Source organism: Sphingobium xenophagum (assembly GCF_031457465.1).
GTDB lineage: Bacteria > Pseudomonadota > Alphaproteobacteria > Sphingomonadales > Sphingomonadaceae > Sphingobium > Sphingobium xenophagum_A.
The window spans coordinates 1-17,686 of the sequence record NZ_JAVDWV010000002.1; the positions used below are offsets into that span (position 1 = coordinate 1).

General features: G+C 62.3%; 10 protein-coding genes and 2 tRNA genes. 5 read left to right on the forward strand and 7 right to left on the reverse strand.

Annotated elements, in window-relative coordinates; all coding sequences use genetic code 11:
• Positions 1-680: 680 nt before the first annotated feature.
• Together J2W40_RS01585 and J2W40_RS01590 are read right to left on the reverse strand one after the other, a co-directional pair.
• Positions 681-2,150, reverse strand: a complete 1,470-nt coding sequence (locus tag J2W40_RS01585; RefSeq protein WP_310221491.1) for a DEAD/DEAH box helicase — start codon at positions 2,148-2,150, stop codon at positions 681-683.
• 126 nt (positions 2,151-2,276) lie between these two features.
• Positions 2,277-2,693 carry a hypothetical protein gene (locus J2W40_RS01590; protein WP_409050329.1) on the reverse strand — a complete coding sequence of 139 codons (417 nt, stop codon included), beginning with the start codon at positions 2,691-2,693 and terminating at the stop codon, positions 2,277-2,279.
• A 90-nt stretch (positions 2,694-2,783) separates the two neighbouring features.
• Between J2W40_RS01590 and J2W40_RS01595 the strand changes: the two genes are divergently transcribed.
• The 3 genes from J2W40_RS01595 to J2W40_RS01605 all read left to right on the forward strand — a co-directional run bounded on the left by J2W40_RS01595 (position 2,784) and on the right by J2W40_RS01605 (position 5,496).
• Entirely contained in the window at positions 2,784-4,223 is a 1,440-nt protein-coding gene (locus J2W40_RS01595; RefSeq protein WP_310221495.1) for an FAD-binding oxidoreductase, read from the forward strand.
• 110 nt (positions 4,224-4,333) lie between these two features.
• Positions 4,334-5,122, forward strand: coding sequence for a SapC family protein (locus J2W40_RS01600; protein ID WP_310221497.1), 789 nt, complete (start codon positions 4,334-4,336; stop codon positions 5,120-5,122).
• A gap of 299 nt (positions 5,123-5,421) precedes the next feature.
• A tRNA-Glu gene (locus J2W40_RS01605) sits at positions 5,422-5,496 on the forward strand.
• A gap of 23 nt (positions 5,497-5,519) precedes the next feature.
• Here J2W40_RS01605 and J2W40_RS01610 read toward each other — a convergent pair.
• From J2W40_RS01610 to J2W40_RS01625, 4 genes are read right to left on the reverse strand one after another with little or no spacing between them, the layout of a single operon-like run.
• The gene (locus J2W40_RS01610) at positions 5,520-8,474 is read right to left on the reverse strand and encodes an amidohydrolase family protein (RefSeq protein WP_310221499.1); all 2,955 of its coding nucleotides are present in this window, start codon (positions 8,472-8,474) and stop codon (positions 5,520-5,522) included.
• A 23-nt stretch (positions 8,475-8,497) separates the two neighbouring features.
• A complete protein-coding gene (locus J2W40_RS01615; protein ID WP_310221501.1) occupies positions 8,498-10,372 on the reverse strand; it encodes a gamma-glutamyltransferase family protein in 1,875 nt (624 codons plus the stop codon).
• 52 nt (positions 10,373-10,424) lie between these two features.
• Positions 10,425-11,390, reverse strand: a complete 966-nt coding sequence (locus J2W40_RS01620) for a FecR family protein (RefSeq protein ID WP_310221503.1) — start codon at positions 11,388-11,390, stop codon at positions 10,425-10,427.
• Complete coding sequence (locus J2W40_RS01625) at positions 11,326-12,219, reverse strand: RNA polymerase sigma factor (protein WP_310221505.1); 894 nt, start codon at positions 12,217-12,219, stop codon at positions 11,326-11,328. The genes J2W40_RS01620 and J2W40_RS01625 overlap by 65 nt, the downstream gene beginning before the upstream one ends.
• A gap of 457 nt (positions 12,220-12,676) precedes the next feature.
• Here J2W40_RS01625 and J2W40_RS01630 point away from each other — a divergent pair, with 457 nt between their 5' ends.
• Both J2W40_RS01630 and J2W40_RS01635 read left to right on the forward strand, forming a co-directional pair.
• Positions 12,677-15,697, forward strand: a complete 3,021-nt coding sequence (locus J2W40_RS01630; protein ID WP_310221947.1) for a TonB-dependent receptor domain-containing protein — start codon at positions 12,677-12,679, stop codon at positions 15,695-15,697.
• On the forward strand, positions 15,697-17,532 hold the full coding sequence (locus tag J2W40_RS01635) for a gamma-glutamyltransferase family protein (protein WP_310221508.1): 1,836 nt from the start codon (positions 15,697-15,699) through the stop codon (positions 17,530-17,532). Before J2W40_RS01630 ends, J2W40_RS01635 begins: the two co-directional genes overlap by 1 nt.
• A 34-nt stretch (positions 17,533-17,566) precedes the next feature.
• On the opposite strand, the gene J2W40_RS01640 is transcribed toward J2W40_RS01635, so the two are convergent.
• A tRNA-Leu gene (locus J2W40_RS01640) sits at positions 17,567-17,651 on the reverse strand.
• Positions 17,652-17,686: the final 35 nt, after the last annotated feature.

Consider the following 17,686-nt stretch of genomic DNA (forward strand, 5'->3'; position numbering starts at 1 on the left):
GGACAAGGGATCAATCAAAGGCAAAATCAAACGAGCAGGGTGGAACGATGCATTCCTTCTCTCAATGCTTGGTCATATGCGATAGCCCTGCCCTTTAAGGGGAGGTGGCAGGGCGTAGCCCTGACGGAGGGGTGTCACGCTCTCGATAGGGTGACACCCCTCCACCGGCTGCGCCGGTCCCCCTCCCCTTACAGGGCAGGGCAATCGCATATGGAATTCGGAGTGCCTTGGCCGAAGTATTCGGGAAGTCGGATTCCACAAAAACCCTGCTTTTTGGCGCAACGCGCAAATTGCAGAATTCGCGGTTTGGGACATAAAGTTTCATATGCAATTGCCCGGCCTTACAGGGGAGGATTTTAGGGGGAATGATGGTCGGTTGGTTACGGGCCGCATCCATCGCCCCTACCGCTTGCGAGCGTTGGGTCGGTCGTGCCCCCGGCATGACCTGAACAGTCCGGGGGACTGTTCACCCGACGCTGGGCGGCGAGACTTGATGACCCTGGCCTTGCGCCGGGGGAATTTGGTCGCAGCGGGGTGGGTCAGTGCAGCCTTGCGATGGCCCACCCCCTAACCCCCTCCCGCTTGCGGGAGGGGGGATGAGGTTGGTTTATGGTTTGCCGCCTTCGTGCTGGGCTTGCGCGTTGGCGGACAGGCTTACAGCCCGTCGCCCCCCAAAAAATTCAGGCGTCGAAGCCGAAGTTCAGGAATTCGGGCACCGGGCCGTTCCAGCCATCGTCGGGGCCGTCATCGGCCATTTCGTTGCGGCGACCGCGGTTTTGCTGCGGCGCGCGCGGGGCGGCAGCGGGGCGGTCTCTTGGCTCTTCGCGGGGGCGTTCGGTGCGGAGTGGGCGGGCTTCGCGGATCGGTTCGGCGGCGGGTGCCGCCGCGACGGGCGCTTCCTCGCGGGGTGGCGTGGCTTCGCTGGGGGCCTCGGCCTGCGGTTCTTTGGCACGGGCGGGCTTGCGACCGCGTGGGGCGCGGCGGGGTGCTTCTTCTGCCGTTTCGCCTTTTGCCGGTTCAACCGCGGCGATCGCTTCGGCAGCGCCGACGATTTCGATCTTTGTGCCGATCAGCTTCTGGATATTGTCGATCGCTTCGGCGTCCGCTTCGGTGACGAAGGTGTAGGCGACTCCGCTGGCACCCGCGCGGCCGGTGCGGCCGATGCGGTGGACATAATCGTCCGGGTGCCAGGGCGCGTCATAGTTGAACACATGGCTGACGCCCTTGATGTCCAACCCGCGCGCCGCGACGTCGGACGCGACGAGGATGTTGACGGTGCCGGCGCGGAAGCGTTCCAGTTCGGCGATGCGCGACCCCTGGTCGATATCGCCATGGATTTCGCCCGACTTGAAGCCGTCGCGTTGCAGGCTCTTGTTGAGATCCCGCACCGTGGTCTTGCGGTTGCAGAAGATGACCGCGCTCGTGACGTCGGCCTCCGCCAGCATCTTGGCGAGAACGCTACGCTTCTTGCGCGCGTCCACCTTCACCAGACGTTGGGTGATGTTGATCGAAGCGCTTGCCGGGCGCGCGACTTCGATCGACTTGGGGTTGGAGAGGAATTTGTCGGCCAGCTTCTTGATGACCGGGGGCATCGTTGCCGAAAAGAGCAAGGTCTGACGCTGCGCGGGCAGCTTGGTGCAGATTTCTTCGATATCGGGAATGAAGCCCATGTCGAGCATCCGGTCGGCTTCGTCGATGACCAGCAGCGAACAGCCGTTGAGCATGATCTTGCCGCGCCCGAACAGGTCCATCAGGCGCCCCGGCGTCGCGATCAGCACGTCCACGCCCTTTTCGAGCGCCGCGAGCTGGTCGCCCATCGACACGCCACCGATCAGCAGCGCCATCGAAAGTTTGTGATATTTGCCGTATTTCTCGAAATTTTCCGCCACCTGGGCGGCGAGTTCGCGCGTCGGCTCCAGGATCAGCGAGCGCGGCATCCGCGCGCGGCTGCGGCCATGGGCGAGAATGTCGATCATCGGCAGCACGAAGCTGGCCGTCTTGCCCGTTCCCGTCTGTGCAATGCCGATGATGTCGCGCATCATCAGGACGGAAGGAATTGCCTGCGCCTGAATGGGGGTGGGCGTGTCGTAACCGGATTCGGTTACGGCCCTGAGCAATTCGTCGGAAAGGCCGAGATCGGCAAAAGTCATTCAATGGTCCGGGATCAGGAGGTTGCCCCATCCTGCCAGTCCGCACGATGGAAATCGGCCGCGCATTGCGGAAATATCGGCCACTTGTCAAGAAAATCCCGTAATTCGGGGCCTTGGGGATCTCAATCAGTCGTCGGCGGCGACAAGCCGACGGAAACTGTCGATCGCACAACTCATGCCGCTGCGCGCCTGCAATTCGTCGCGGCCTGAACAAAGCGAACCATCGGCGTGCGGCTCAACATAAAAACCCGAATAAAAGCCTGCCGAATCGCAGCCTTTCTCCAACCGCGCGCGGTAACGATGCTGATCCGCCAAAATCAGATCGACGCCATTGAGGACGATGATGCTGGCGGCGCGAATGGAGCGCAACGCGATGCAGCGCGGCCCCTTTTTCTCATCCCAGTCCTTCGCCGTATCGGGCGAAACAGGCGGCGGAACCTTGCCTTTGCTCGCCATCGGCACGCGCACGATTACACGCCGTTCGATCGTCAATTGCGCCCATTCCACGGACTGGGCGGCAGGCGCGGCGAGGAGCAACATCATCGAATGAAACAAAGCGGACCCCTTTTGGGAACAACACGCTATCGACCAATGGTTGAACCGTCGATGAATTTCCGGGCATAGATGTGTCCCATGATCGAACCGTCCACCATCGCCCGCTTCACATCGCTGCTCGGCCCCAAGGGCGTCGTCACCGACCCGGAGGATATCGCGCCCTGGACCAGCGATTGGCGCGGCCGCTATCATGGCGCAGCGGCGGCGATCCTGGCGCCGGCGTCGACGCAGGAGGTGGCGGCGACGGTCGCGCTGGCTGCCGACTTTGGCGTCGCACTCGTACCGCAGGGCGGCAATACGTCGATGGTCGGGGGGGCGACGCCGCCCGCCGATGGATCGGCGCTGATTCTGTCGCTGCGGCGGATGAATGCGATCCGCAGCCTTTCGGCCGACGACAATCTCGCCGTGTGCGAAGCGGGCGTCATCCTAAGCGTCCTGCACGACGCGGCCGAGGGCGTGGGGCGGCGCTTTCCGCTCAGCCTGGGCGCGAAGGGGTCGGCCACGATCGGCGGGCTTGTTTCCACCAATGCGGGCGGGACGCAGGTGCTGCGGCATGGCACGATGCGCGCGCTGGTCGAGGGGGTGGAAGCGGTGCTGCCCGATGGAAGCATCTTCGACGGGCTGGATGCGCTGAAAAAAGATAATCGCGGCTATGACGTCAAACAGCTTTTGATCGGTGCCGAAGGCACGCTGGGCATCGTCACGGCAGCCGCATTACGACTGGTCCCCGCCATTGCGGCGCGTGCGGTTGGCTGGGTGGGAGTCGAAACCCCAGCCGAGGCACTGGCACTACTACGCCTGGTCGAGGCGCGGCTGGGCGATAGCGTGGAGGGTTTCGAAGTCATCGCCGACGAGACGTTGGGCTTCGTCCTGGGACATATCCCCGGCACGCGCAGCCCGATCGAGACACGCACGCCCTGGCATGTGCTGATCGAGGTTGATCATAATGACATGCGTGAACCAGGGCCGAGCGAACGGCTGGAGAGCGCGCTGGCCGATGCGTTCGAGCGGGGTATCGCGATTGATGCCGCCATCGCCGCCAATGAAGCACAGGCCGATGCCTTTTGGCGAATCCGCGAATCCTTGTCGGAATCGGAAAAGGCGCAAGGGCCAGCGCTGCAATATGACATCAGCGTGCCGGTCGCGCGGATGCCAGCCTTCATGATCGACGCGGCGCAGGCGGCGCAGGCCCAGTTTCCCGGCACCACGGCCTCATCCTTCGGCCATCTCGGCGACGGCAATGTCCATTTCCATGTCCGCGCGCCAAAGGGAACCAGCAACGGCCCGGCGTGGATCGCGGCGCATGGACGGGCGATCAACGCTTTTGTCCATGATGCCGTCGTAGCGGCAGGCGGGTCGATCTCCGCAGAACATGGCATCGGCCAGATGAAGCGCGCCGAATTGGGACGGCTGGCCAGCCCGGCGCGGATATCAGCCCTGCGCGCCATCAAAGCCGCGTTCGACCCCAAGGGCATCATGAACCCTGGCAAACTCATCCCCTTGCCGGAAGAGGCGTAAAAGCGACAAAGCGATTGCACGCCGCCGCCAAGGCCTTTATCGCCCTGCCCCAATCATCAGACCAGCGGTCGGCCTGACAAACCGCCGCCTCCAACAATGGAAAACGGACCATGGCCAGCGCGCCCGCGAACAATCTGCCGATCTTCTACAATGACCTGATGCCGCTCAGCAGCGTCGACCATGTCGATTTCCGCAGCCGCACGGTTGATGCTGCCCCATTCCTGGTCAGCCAGCATGCCATTCCGCTGACGATCGACGAATTTGTATCGGCGCAGCGCTTCGTTCCGATCATCTTTTCGTCAGGCGCCGATTCGGTGCCGCTGGCGCTGATGGGCCTGAACGAAGGCGTGAATGTCTTTGTCGATGACGAAGGCAAGCTGCGCGGCCCGGCCTATGTCCCCGCCTATGTCCGTCGTTATCCCTGGATGCTGGCCAAGCTGCGTCCCGACAGTGAGGAATTGTCGCTATGCTTCGACCCGACCAGCTCGGCGATCGGCGCATTCGAGGAAGGCACCGCACTGTTCCAGGACGGCAAGCCGAGCGAACTGACCCAGGGCGTGCTTAAATTCTGCGAAGATTTCGAACAGGCCGCCGCGCGCACCAGCCAGTTCGTGCGCGAATTGCAGGAAATGGACCTGCTGATGGATGGCGAAGTGTCGATCCAGACGCCCGTCAACGAACAGCCATTCGTCTATCGCGGCTTCCGCATGATCAACGAGGAAAAGCTGCGCGACATGCGCGGCGATCAACTGCGCAAGATCAACCAAAATGGCATGCTGCCGCTGATCTACGCGCATCTCTTCTCTCTGCAGTTGATGCGCGAGATTTTCGAAACGCAGGTATCGCAGGGCAAAGGGCCCATCGCCCTTCCCGCCGCACCGCAACCTGCCGAAGCCTGAACCCGCTATTAACCCGAAACGGTTCAAATAATTGATAGAAAGGGCGGTGCTTCCCCCCTTGTAAGGCGAAGCATCCTGCCCTATCTATCAATCATGCGGTGCACCTGCCCCCCTTTCGGGTGTATCGTATGGGCGCCTCCCCCTTTGGAGGCGTCTCCTCCCTGAACCTTGGCCACCCCATGCTCTGCATGGGGTGGTTTTTTATGAAGCTCTGTTGGCGGTGGCATTCTGTTTCGCTTGACGCGATTACGCCGTCTTCCTAAAGCGCGCCTCTGCCGACCGCCTGCGCGCGGTCCCATGGCCCCTTCGTCTAGCGGTTAGGACGCGGCCCTCTCACGGCTGAAACACGGGTTCGATTCCCGTAGGGGTCACCAATTATTCTGAGAGCGGGCCACCTTCACGAGTTGGGCTTCACCAGATCGTCGACATGGTGGATGACGCCATTGGCGATCACGCTGCGCACTTTGAAGCTGTTGGCGATATTTTCGCGCGGATCGCCATCCACCAGCGCGATGTCGGCTAGCTTCCCTGCTTCGAGGGTTCCGGCATCGAGGTTGAGCGCCTTGGCCGCGTTGACGGTGGCCGTCTGGAGCGCCTGGAACGGCGTCAGGCCTGCATCGACATAGGAGGCGATTTCCGCGTGGAGATTGGTCGCGATCATCGTGTCGGTTCCGGCGACGACTTGCGCGCCTGCATCATATATTTTTTTCAGGCTGATGAGGCCCCCTGTCAGCAGCGGCCGAACCATCCGCGCCATGGGATCATTATCACCAGTGACGCTCTCCCGCGCCCAACTGGGATAGAGGTTCACGCGCGGATCGTTTCGATAGTCGGGATTCTTTTCCAGATAGCCGGTCAGTGCGCCGAAATTGGTGGGCGTCAGCGTCCGACCGCTACGGCCAAACAGTTGAATGACATCGTCATAGGCCATGCCGCCCGGCCCTTGTTTGGGGGAATAGCCGCGGCGGCTGGTCGCGCCCATATGTTCGGTGCCATCGACGCCGCTATAGGCGGCCGGATAAATTTCATGGCCAGAGACGGGAATGCCCATAGCGTGGGCCGCCTCGACGATGCGCCGCTGGTAGAGGTCGGGCATGCGGACATAGCTTTTGACGATATCATATTGCAGTAGCCGGGCGCGTTCCAGTTCGCGTTCGAGATGCGCGGGGCCGGAGACGGCCACACCCATTTTATAATAGACCCGTTGCCATTCGAGCAGCGGGCCTCCGACATAGAGGCGCGGGCTGGGGCGCACACCGGCCTCCGCTGCCTCCCGATCCTCGACCGCGTCATAAACCTGCGTGCCGGGATCGCGGACCGTGGTGATGCCATAGGCCAGCCACGCCTTTTCAAGATTGGAGCCGAAATCCTTTTGCACATGGGAATGATATTCGATGAGGCCGGGCATGGCGGTAAGGCCGGTGCCATCGACGAACGTGCCGCCCTCATGCAGCGCCGGATCATGATCGCGAATCTGGACGATGCGATTGCCGTCGATGATGATGTCCTTGTCATGCTGGGTCGCGTCCGTGACGGAGTCGATCAGATGGCTGACATGGACGACCATGCGGCCTGTCGGCTTGGCGAGACGATAGCTTAGGTCGATTGGCACGTCGGTCGTGACGCCGGTGGCCAGGTTGATCGTCTTCAACTTATCGTTTGATTGGTACAGGACTATGTTCGAATCCGCCGTCCAGGTGGGATAGAAGGCGGTGTCGTTTGTCTGGCTGCGCACCGGCCCCAATGGCTTGCCCGCCTTGTCCACGGGCCAGACCTTGAGCAGACCTTCATAAATGCCTGCCATTTTGGAGCCATCCGGTGACCAGGCGGGGCCACTGCCGCTGCGCGTGTCGAGCGACATATTGGCTTGGGGGATCTGCCAGAATGGCTCGCCCTTGCCATCGGCCGGTATCACATAGACCTGGTTGGTGCCCTCACGGAAGCTGTTGGAAAATTTGTAGGACAGGCTGATCGCGACATATTTGCTGTCCGATGACCAACTCGGACTGCCCGGCTGGCCAAGCGATGTCTGCAACCGTGTGATGTTGCCAGTCGCCACATCCACCACGCAGACACCCGCCACGCCCCAACGACCATCCACATCAATGAAGGCGATGCGCGTGCCATCGGGCGACCAGGCCGCGCCAAGCGGCTGGGTATCGAGCCTGGTCAACTGCCGGTCGGTGCCCGTTCTCAGATCCTTGATCCATAGTTGCGGCAGTCCGCTGCCCCTGTCGGAGCTGAACACGATGCTCTGCCCATCGGGCGACCAGGCGGGATCAGCATCGAGCGCGGCGTCCTTGGTCAGATTTTCCGGCACGCCGCCCTTGGACGAGACAACATAAAGATCACCCAGCGCGACGAAGGCGATGCGGCTGCCATCGGGCGAAATACGCGGATGGACGATGCCCAATGCCTTGCGCGGCGCGGTCGAGTCCCAATCGCGCTTGGCTCGCTCATAGCGGGGTTTCACAACCTCCAGCGTGGCGGCGAAGGCGATCGTCGAGGTGGCCTTCGCACCGCCTCTGCGGATCTTGCCGTCCGACACATAGAAATAGCCCCCTGCCCCATCCCAGCTTATGCGGAAGGGAAAGACATTTTCCTGGCCGCTGACAATCTTGCCGTCGATCGCCAGATGGCTGCCCGTATCGTCCTGCAGAACATAGGCCAGTTGTCCCGATGGGCCGAACGAGGGGGCTTCGGCCCGTCCCTCAACCTGTTTCAGCAGGCTTTCCTGTCCCGTCGCCAAGTCGACGACATAGATGGCACTCGCCATGCCCTGTCCGCCGGAATAAGCGATCCGCGCACCATCGGGCGACCAGGTCGGCAACCGATCTTCGCGCGCATGGCTGCTGACCTGCTTCATCGCGCCGGTGGCGATGTCGAGCGTCCAGATGTCATAATTGCCGCTGCGATCGGACGAGAAGGCGATCGTCTTACCGTCAGGGGAAAAGACCGGCTCGCGATCATCGAACGTGCCTTCGGTCAGCTTGTGCATGTCGCTGCCGTCGGGCTTGATGCTCCACAGATCATAGCCGCCGTCGCGATAGGCGAAGTAGACGAGGCGCGAACCGTCGGGTGCCCAGACCGGCTGGCGCGCATCGTTGAAATAATCGGTAATCCGCCTGGCCTTCCCGCCTTTGGCCGGGATGATCCAGAGACTGCCTTGCAAATCGACCGCCAGCCACTTGCCGTTCGGCGAAACGGACACGGCCATTGATGTCCCTTCATGCACGTCGAAGGCAATCGGTGTCTCGCCACCGGGCGGGGGGAGATTGGCAGGTTGGGCGATGGCCGGGTGGGCCGTGCCGACCATCAAGGCGATGGCGAAGGAGGTGAGCCGTACAGTCATGATATGATGTCCCCGTTCATTCTTCACCAGCCAAAGACGTAGCGTTCCCGCCGCACGTCCGCGCCACCGCGCAAGGTGCCGGTTTCAGGCACCACGCCGGCAGCGACGATGCCCGTCGAGACGCCAAATGGCCCCAGCACATCCAGCTTGTGCCCCCGCGCGCTCAGCGCATCACGCACCGCAGGAGGCACGCGATCTTCGATTTCCAGCACGCCTGGCTCGTCCTTCTTGACGCCGAAGGAGCCATGGAAATGATTGGAATTGATCCGGGGTGCTTCGATGGCCGCCTGGAGCGGCTCGCCGAAGGCCAGGACGCGCAGCAACACGTTCATGATCTGCTGATCCTGATTGTCGCCGCCCGGCGTACCGATCGCCAGGAATGGCCCTTCGTCCTTGAGCACCAGGGATGGCGTCAAGGTCGTGCGTGGCCGCTTGCCGGGGACAAGAACGTTCGGGCTGTCGGGATCGAGATCGAAGATGGTCATCCGGTTGCTCATCGGCACGCCGGTATCGCCCGCAATATAGGCACCACCCAGCATCCAGCCGGAACTTGGCGTACAACTGAACAGATTGCCGTGCCGGTCCACCACTTCGATCGCGGTTGTATCGGCGGTGGGCACGGGCGGCTTTTTCAGCATGCGCGGTATGAAGGAAGGCGTGTCGCGGTTGCGCCCCTCAAAGGCCCAGGGGTCGCCATAGCGATGCTCCAGCGATGCCTGTGGCCGGATGTCCCTGGCCCGCGCCGCGGCATAGGGTTTGGACAGCAGGCCTTGCATCGGCACGCTGGCGAAATCGGGATCGCCGAAGAAAGCATTACGATCGTCGAAGGCGAGTTTGATCGCTTCGGCCAGTGTGTGGAGATAGATTTCGCTGCCTGGCTCCATCGCGCCGATCCCGGCGGCTTCGGCGATGTTCAGCGCCAGCAGCAGCGCTGGTCCCTGGCTCCAGAAGCCACCTTTGCACACAGTATAGCCGAACACATCCGCAGTTGCCGGTGGTTCGATCTTGCCCTTATAGTTCGCCAGATCCGCATAGCGCATCAGCCCGCCGTCCGCCTCCATCGCGGCACCGATGCGGCGGGCTATGTCACCCTTGTAGAAGGCGTCACGCCCGGCCTGGATCGCGGCCTTGCGGTCCTTTGTCCGGGCAAAGGCCTGTCGGTCAGCAGTCGCGATCGTCCGCATCGTGCGCGCGAGATTGGGCTGGCGAAATATCTCGCCGGTCCGAGGCAGCCTGCCGCCGGGATAATAGGCGTCATAGGCGTTTTTATATTTGGATGTCGGCTTCTGCTGGCTGACGAACACTTCCGCCAGAAAATTATACATGACGAAGCCGTCCGCCAGTTCGATCGCCGGGGCCATCACCTGGTCCAGCATCATCGTCCCGTTGAGCTGAAGCGCCAACGCCATGGCATCCACCACGGCTGGGATCGTCCCGCCATTGGGGCCATTACCCGGTATCACCCCCAGCGCGGCAAACTGATCGACGGTGGCCAGCGCGGGTGCCGTTCCCTGACCATTGATGACGGACGCCTTCTTCGTAGCGGCGTCGTAGATGATGGTGGGCGCTTCGCCGCCAAAGCCGAAATGGGAGATTTCCGTGACCGCTGCGGCAAAGACGGCAGCCACGCCTGCATCCGTGGCGTTGCCGCCCGCCATCAATATGCGGGTTCCCGCCGCGACCGCATAATGGCGGCCAGCTGCAACGATGCCGAATTGGCCGACAATTTCGGGGCGGAGCGTTTCGCCTGCGCTTTTCAGCCGCGTTGGTTCTGGCGGCGGCGTTTGCGCCTGGGCGTGGGTGGCAATCGGCCCGGCGATAGCGGCGGCTCCGGTTGCCAAAGCCCATTTGCCCAAGGCACGACGGTTCATTCCCGTAATCGGGTTCTCATCGTTCATTTCTGAAGCTCCCCGTTTCCGGCGCGTTGATTTTTTGCTCAGCGCCAATAGTTCATATGGGACGAAGGATGATCCTGTCGCCTTCTGTTCGTGTTGCCAGGCCCAGACTCTCTGCTGCCGCCTTTGCAAAGCCATGTGGATCGTTGGCGACGAACAGCCCGGTTATCGTTTCCTGCGCGATCGCAGGATCGGCAATCACGATCTTTTCTTCATTATAGCGCGCAAATTCTGCCGCAGCCTGCGCAAGGGTGGTATCGCGAAAAGCAATTTTGCCCTCCCGCCAATAGAGTTCCTGCGCAATCGCGTCCGGCGAAATGCGGTAGGTTTCAATCGGCATCGACGCTGCCGAATCAACCGCTGCACGCATGTTTTCGACCAATCTGACCGGCGGCGTGACGGCTCTCTTCTGACTCACCTCCACCACGCCCTCCCGCACGATCACCCCCACGGCACGATTCTCTTGCCGTCGAACGGTGAAGGCCGTGCCCACGGCGCGTACCCGCGTATCCCCTGCTTCCACGACAAACGGGATCGCCTTGTTTTTCGCGACGTCGAACAAGGCTTCGCCTCGCGTCAATATCACGGTGCGCGTATGCGCGGTGAAGCGTACCTCTATGCGGCTGGCGGTATTGAGATTGACGACGCTGCCATCGGGCAGCGCGACGCGCAGCATTTCGCCTTTGGCTGTCTGATAATGCAACCCCTGATCTGCGATATGAAGGCCGACAGCAGCAATCGCCGAAGCCGCAACGGCTGCGCCCAGACCCCATAATAATTGCCTGCGCGAACGCCCCCCTTCGGATGTGACCGCATAGGGTGCCTGCCGGTCGGTCTGCGCCAGTTCCACCCGTGCGAGCGCCGCGCGCGCCATGGCCCAGGCCCCCATGCGGCGGCTGTCGCCTGCGAGCCAGGCGTCCAGTTCCTTCCTGTCGGCGGCGCTCAGAGATGTCGCGTCAAACCGGGCCGCCCAGAGGGTCGCCTGTTGCTCTATCTCCGCGCTGCTTTCCTTGACTGTCATATGGCTCTGCATTTGAAATTTGGTCGTTAGACGCGACATGACCCGTTTTTCCGCCACGTCCGAAAATATTTATCAGGTGCCGGATGCCACGGCCGACATGTTTTTCGACCGTGCTTTCCGACAAACCCAGCTTTTGCGCTGTTTCGCGCTGTGACAATCCTTGCACCTTGCGCAAGATGAAGACCTCCCGGCATTTGGCCGGCAATTGATCAATGGCTTCGGCCACCAGCCGAAACTCCTCGCGCTGTTCCGCCTGAATATCCGGCGGCAGCACACCGGATTCGATGTTCAGACGATCAATTTCCGTGAGCGTCTCCATGGAGACGACGGGTGCGCGCCGCACTTCAGTCACGACAACAGACAGGGCCGCGCGGAAAAAATAGGCGCGTGGATTTTCGATATGATCGACCGAGGGCAGGGTTGCGAGTTTCGCATAGGTTTCCTGCACGACGTCATCGAGCAGGAAGCCATATTGCACGCGCCCCGCCAGCCAGCGCCGCAGCGCTGGTTCATGCGGACAGATGTGGCGTGCCAGCCATATGGCTCTGCTATCCAGAATAGGTCGACCCCTTACATCGACGATCTCCTGTTGCAACGAAAGCCACGCCCAAACCCACAGTGTTTTGGCCGTTAAGGCGCATGAAAAAAATGTGACAGGCCCAATGGCGGATAATGTTCGCTCTTGTGTCTTTCCTCTGTGATCTGCGGTGATAGTGGCCTCCAAGCCGCGATCTGGAGAGGATGTCGGGGCACCCGAAGAGGGGCCGATCGGCAACGCCCGGCCGGGCGAACACACCGGCCCATGAACGAATTTCTGATGAACGATCAATCACCGCGTGGCGCTGTTGCCGCGACGCCTGCTGGCGTGCGCCCGTGCGGGAGGAAATGGGGAAATGGGGGACATGATGAACAAGAATATCCTGGCCATGCTGCTGAGTGGCAGCGCCGCGTCGCTGGTGATGATGAGCGGCACGGCGCATGCCCAACAACGCAATTTCGATCTGCCGGAGGGGCGCGCTGTCGACACGCTGCCGTCCTTTGCCCTGCAGAGCGGTCTTCAGATCATCGCGCCATCGAAAAAGCTGCGGCATAGTCGCACGCCGCGTCTTTATGGTGCCCATGATGCGCGGCAGGCGCTCAAGCATCTTATCCGGGGAACTGACCTTGTCATCTCCTCCGATCGCAATGATGTCGTCACCTTGCGCGACCGAAACCTGAGCGCTGAACCAGGCGCAGTCGCTGCCCTGCGCCCGATCGCCTTTGCGCAACTGGAGACGGGCGGCACGATGTCGGACGCACCCAGCGTCGCGCTCCCCGCCGAACCGCAGGGCGAAAGCCGCGCGGAAATCGTTGTCGTGGGCACGCAGATCAGGGGCGCGAAGACGACAGGGGCGCTGCCGGTGTCGGTTGTCGGGCAGGAGCAGATAGATGCCGTCGCCGCCGTTTCGGGCGCAGACCTGTTCCGTTCCATCCCGCAACTGGGCGGCGTGACCTTCAATGAACAGGTACTGGGTGGCGGATCGGGCAATGCCGCACGCGGCGACGTGTCCACTGTGTCGCTGCGCGGTTTGGGTCAGGGCAATACGCTGCTCCTGATCAACGGCCGCCGCACCGTTCTGCATCCCACATCGCAGGCGATTACCGGGGTGATCGATTCCGGCGTGCCGACCTTCGGCTTCAACGCCAACACCATACCCGTCGGCGCGATCGAGCGGGTGGAGGTGCTGCGCGATGGCGCGGCGGCGCTCTATGGGTCGGATGCTGTCGCGGGCGTCGTCAACAATGTGCTGAAATCCAATTTCACCGGGGCGACATTCGACGCACAATATGGCGGTGCGGAAGGCACCAATTTGCGTGAGTTCACCGTCAATGGCCTCGTCGGCTTCAATTTCGGTGGCGGCCGGGGCAATATTTCGCTCTTTGGCGGCTATGCCCAAAAGTCCAAACTTTACCTGCGCGACCAGGACTATACGGCGACGGCTGATCGGCGCTCTTTCGTCGCAGGGACTCCCTTTGAAAACAATGCCAGTTTCAACGGTACGTCGACCAGTACACCCTGGGGCACGTTTCAGGCCACTGGATCGGGCGTGATAACGAGCAACGGCGTCGCGCTGACCAATGCGTCGCGCCAGTTCCACATCCAGCCATCCACTAATCCCGGCTGCCAGGTCGCGGCCGGCACCCCCGGCATGTGCTATGACGATGCCAGCGGCACCACGCAGATGGCCAATGTCGATTCCAACCTGCGCTTCAACCCGAATGCGACCTTTGCCGACCTGACCACCCAGCCATCGGTCAAGCGGATCAACCTGTTCAGCTTCATCAATTACGAACTGACCGACAATCTGGACTTCTTTGGCGAACTCGGTTTCTATCAGGGCAAGACGGAGGCCCATATCGGCACTGGCGGATCGCTGGCCAACATCCCGATCACCGTGGCAGCGGATGCCTATTGGAACCCGCTTGGTCCTGTCGGATCGCCCAATCGGCTGCCTGGCCTCAACATCCCCGACGAAGGACTGCCCGTCACCATTCGCAGCCTCAATTATGTCGATGTCGGGCTGCGCAACGTCAATGTGACCAACCGGCAATATCGTTTGCTGGGCGGCCTGCGCGGTATGTTTGGCGACTGGAACTGGGAATCGGCGGGCCTTTACACCTGGGCCACGGTCAAGGACACGATGGATGGCACGTCCAGCACGCTACTCCAGGCTGCGATCAACAAGACCACGCCCGATGCCTATAATCCGTTCAATGGCGGCAGCCTGTCCGACCCGTCAATCGGCGATGACACCCCGAACAGTGCTGCGATCGTCGACAGCTTCCGCATCCAGTCGACCCGTCGCAACAAGACATCGCTGGCGCTCTGGGATCTCAAGATTTCCAATGCCAATCTGCTTGGCTTGTGGGCTGGAAACAGCATCGGCATCGCCACCGGCGTCGAGTTCCGGCGCGAAACCTTCGACGACAATCGCGACCCCCGGCAAGGCGGCGTTGCAGGCGTCGATATCACCTATACCGACGCCGTGACGGGCATCTTCTACGGGTCGGACCTGATGGGGGCCAGCCCAAGCCCCGACGTTTCGGGCAAGCGCTCGGTATGGTCGGCCTATGCCGAAATCGCCCTGCCGCTGGTCAGCCCGGACATGGAGATCCCCATGATCCGCTCCTTCGATATCCAGATCGCCGGGCGCTATGAACGCTATAGCGATGTGGGCGACGTCGCCAAACCCAAGGTCGCGGCAAGCTGGGATCTGTTGCAGGGGTTCCGCTTGCGTGGCTCCTGGTCGCAGGGTTTCCGGGCACCGAATTTGGAAGTCATCAACACCGCGACGTTGGACCGCGTCAACGGCGGCACCGAATATGTGCTGTGCGAAGCGGACCTGCGCGCCGGGCGCATCAGCACCTTCTCCCAATGCGCGCGCAACGTGTCGGTGCTGCGCCGGTCGGGCGGCAATCCCGATCTGAAGCCCGAAGAATCCACCAGCTGGAACTTCGGCGCGGTGTTCCAGCCGCCGCTGCCCCAGGGTTGGGGCAATGTGACCTTCACCGTCGACCGCTGGCGCATCAAGCAGAAGGGCGTCGTGGGCCTGCTCGATTATCAGAATGCGCTCAATCTCGACTATCTGCTGCGGGTGCAGGGCAGCAGCAATCCGGCGGTCGTGCGTCGTGAACCCACGGCGGACGACATCGCGCTGGTGGCGGGCACGGGCTTGGCACCAGTGGGCGAACTGCTCTACGTGACGGCCCCCTTCCAAAATCTGCTGCCGATCCAGGTCGATGGCATCGACTTCAACCTCGACTATCGCATCGGCACCACCAACTTCGGCAAATTCGGGCTGAACGTGAACGCCGCGCGTCTCATCAAATATCAGCTCGACGCACCCGCGGCAGTGCAGGCGGTGACCGATGGCCAGGCGGCAGGCGAAATCAATGCGGCGGTGCCGGTTCCGGGCGGCGGCGATGTGGTGGGCCGCGACGGTCAGCCGCGCTGGCGCATTTCCGCCAACCTGACCTGGGACTATGGGCCGGTAACCGTTGGTGCCTTCACCCAGTTCATCGACGATGTCTATCAGGACGCGGTGTTCGATGCGAACGGCAACCGTTTCGTGGTCAAGGGGCAGACGACCGTGAACCTCTATGCCACCTATAAATTCGACAGCGGCATGATGAAGGGGACGGCGATCACGGTCGGCGCGCGCAACATCTTCGACAAGGACCCGCCGCTGGCATCGGGCGGTTATCTGTCCAGCCTGTATCAGCCGCAGGCGCGCTATTGGTACACCAGCATCAAAAAGTCCTTCTGATGCGGGATGAAGGTCTGGCCCGTCGCGATCTGATCGCGGCGGGGTTCGCCGGGGCGGCGCTGCTCGGCCTGTCCGGTCGAGCGGCGCTGGCCCAGTCCGGCGACAAGGCCCCCGATGCGCCGCGCAGCAGCCCGGCGGTAGCAAGGGCGCATCGCGTCGAAGTGCCGATGCCCCATGGCGGCGTCGCGGCGGGCCATCCGCTGGCGGCGATGGCGGGGACGCGCATGTTGATGCAGGGCGGCACGGCCGCGGACGCCGCCGTTGCCGCCATGGCGGTGATGAATGTCGTCGAACCCTGGGCATCGAGCGCGGCCGGCAATGGCTTTGCCACCTGTTTCGAACGGCGCAGCGGCAAGGTCCAGTCGCTCGCCTTTACCGGCGGTGCGCCTGCCCTGCTCGACCCGGACGTCGATCCCAAGGAACTGGACAGCGGGAACAAGGCTGTGGCGGTGCCGGGCGCGTTCGGTGGGTGGATTGCGTTGGCCAAGCGATATGGGCGGTTGCCGCTGGCGACCTTGCTGGAACCTGCTATTGGCTATGCGCGCGACGGGCATCCGCTCGATGCCTCCATCGCGATGTTCATCCGCCGCCAGCAAGCGGTACTAGCGCGCCATCCCACAAGCGCGGCTATCTTCCTGCCCGATGGCCAGCCACCTGCCCCGCGCGCTATCTTCCGCAATCTGCCCTTGGCGCGCACCTTCCAAAGTCTTGCCGACGCAGAAACGCGGGCGTTCAAAGGCGGGGCCAGCCGGGACAAGGCGCTGTCCGCCGCCTATGATCATTTCTACACCGGGCCGATCGCTCAGGACATGACGCGATTTTCGCAGGCCAATGGCGGCTGGCTGCGCATGGAGGATATGCGTGCCTATCGCCCGGTCTGGGACGAGCCCGTTTCGACCGTCTATCGCGGGCTGGACGTTTATTGCAGTCCGCTGACATCGCGCACGGGGCTGGAGTTGTGCGAACAGCTCAACATCGTGGAGGGCTGGGATCTGGCGTCTATCGCTGATGATCGCGCCAGCCTCACCCATCTATTGATCGAGGCGATCAAGGTCACCAAGGCCGATGTCTATCGCTATGCGGGCGATCCTCGGTTCGTGGATGTGCCCGTCGCCACATTGCTGTCCAAGGATTTCGCCGCGACGCGGCGCAAGCTGATCGACCGCCTGCAGGCCATCGCCTTTCCCGACGACGCGGCACTGGCCACGGGGCGGCAGCCTGATCGACCGGCCGCCGATGAAGACACACGCGGCGGCGACACCACGAGCTTGTCGGTGGTGGACAAGGAGGGCAATGCCATTGCCGTCACGACGACGATCGGCGGCGGCTTTGGAACGTCAGTGGTGATGGGCGACACCGGCCTGTTGTGCAATAACGGCCTGCGCGTCGGATCGACCGCACCCTATGCCGGTCATCCCAACGCCGTGGCACCGGGCAAGCGGGCGCTGCTCGGCAATGGCCCCATCATCGTGCTGGACAAGGGCCAATTGAAGCTGGTGTGCGGCACGCCCGGCGGCGAGACGATCGGGCAGACCCAGTTCCAATTCCTCATCAACGCCCTCGACCTGGACATGCCGATCCAGCAAGCAATTGAAGCGCCCCGCTTCGCGCTCAATGCCAAACCCAGTTTCTACAAGCCGGGCGCTGCCATCACTGTGCAGTTGGAGGACCGTTTCGCGCCAGCGGAAATAACGGCGTTGAAAGCCAAGGGCCATAGCGTGGAGACCGTCGGCGGCTTTGCGATCGGCAGCGTTCAAGGCGTGATGGTCGATCCATCCGGCGCGCGCATGGGCGGCGCTGACCCTCGCCGCATGGGCTACGCCACCGGCTATTGAAGAGATTTCGCCATTGATCCGAGATGATCATAGTTGGTGCGGGCGGTCGGAATCGAACCGACACTCCTTGCGGAACCGGATTTTGAGTCCGGCGCGTCTACCAGTTTCACCACGCCCGCACGGCTGGGAGAGGCCAAATGGCAAAATCCGACGC

Coding starts and splice junctions, on each gene's coding strand:
- J2W40_RS01595 (WP_310221495.1), top strand. CDS start 2,784: ATGATCGAACCGTCCACCATCGCCCGCTTCACATCGCTGCTCGGCCCC.
- J2W40_RS01630 (WP_310221947.1), top strand. CDS start 12,677: ATGTCGGACGCACCCAGCGTCGCGCTCCCCGCCGAACCGCAGGGCGAA.
- J2W40_RS01635 (WP_310221508.1), top strand. CDS start 15,697: ATGCGGGATGAAGGTCTGGCCCGTCGCGATCTGATCGCGGCGGGGTTC.
- J2W40_RS01620 (WP_310221503.1), bottom strand. CDS start 11,390: ATGACAGTCAAGGAAAGCAGCGCGGAGATAGAGCAACAGGCGACCCTC.
- J2W40_RS01590 (WP_409050329.1), bottom strand. CDS start 2,693: ATGATGTTGCTCCTCGCCGCGCCTGCCGCCCAGTCCGTGGAATGGGCG.
- J2W40_RS01615 (WP_310221501.1), bottom strand. CDS start 10,372: ATGAACGATGAGAACCCGATTACGGGAATGAACCGTCGTGCCTTGGGC.
- J2W40_RS01585 (WP_310221491.1), bottom strand. CDS start 2,150: ATGACTTTTGCCGATCTCGGCCTTTCCGACGAATTGCTCAGGGCCGTA.
- J2W40_RS01610 (WP_310221499.1), bottom strand. CDS start 8,474: ATGACTGTACGGCTCACCTCCTTCGCCATCGCCTTGATGGTCGGCACG.
- J2W40_RS01600 (WP_310221497.1), top strand. CDS start 4,334: ATGGCCAGCGCGCCCGCGAACAATCTGCCGATCTTCTACAATGACCTG.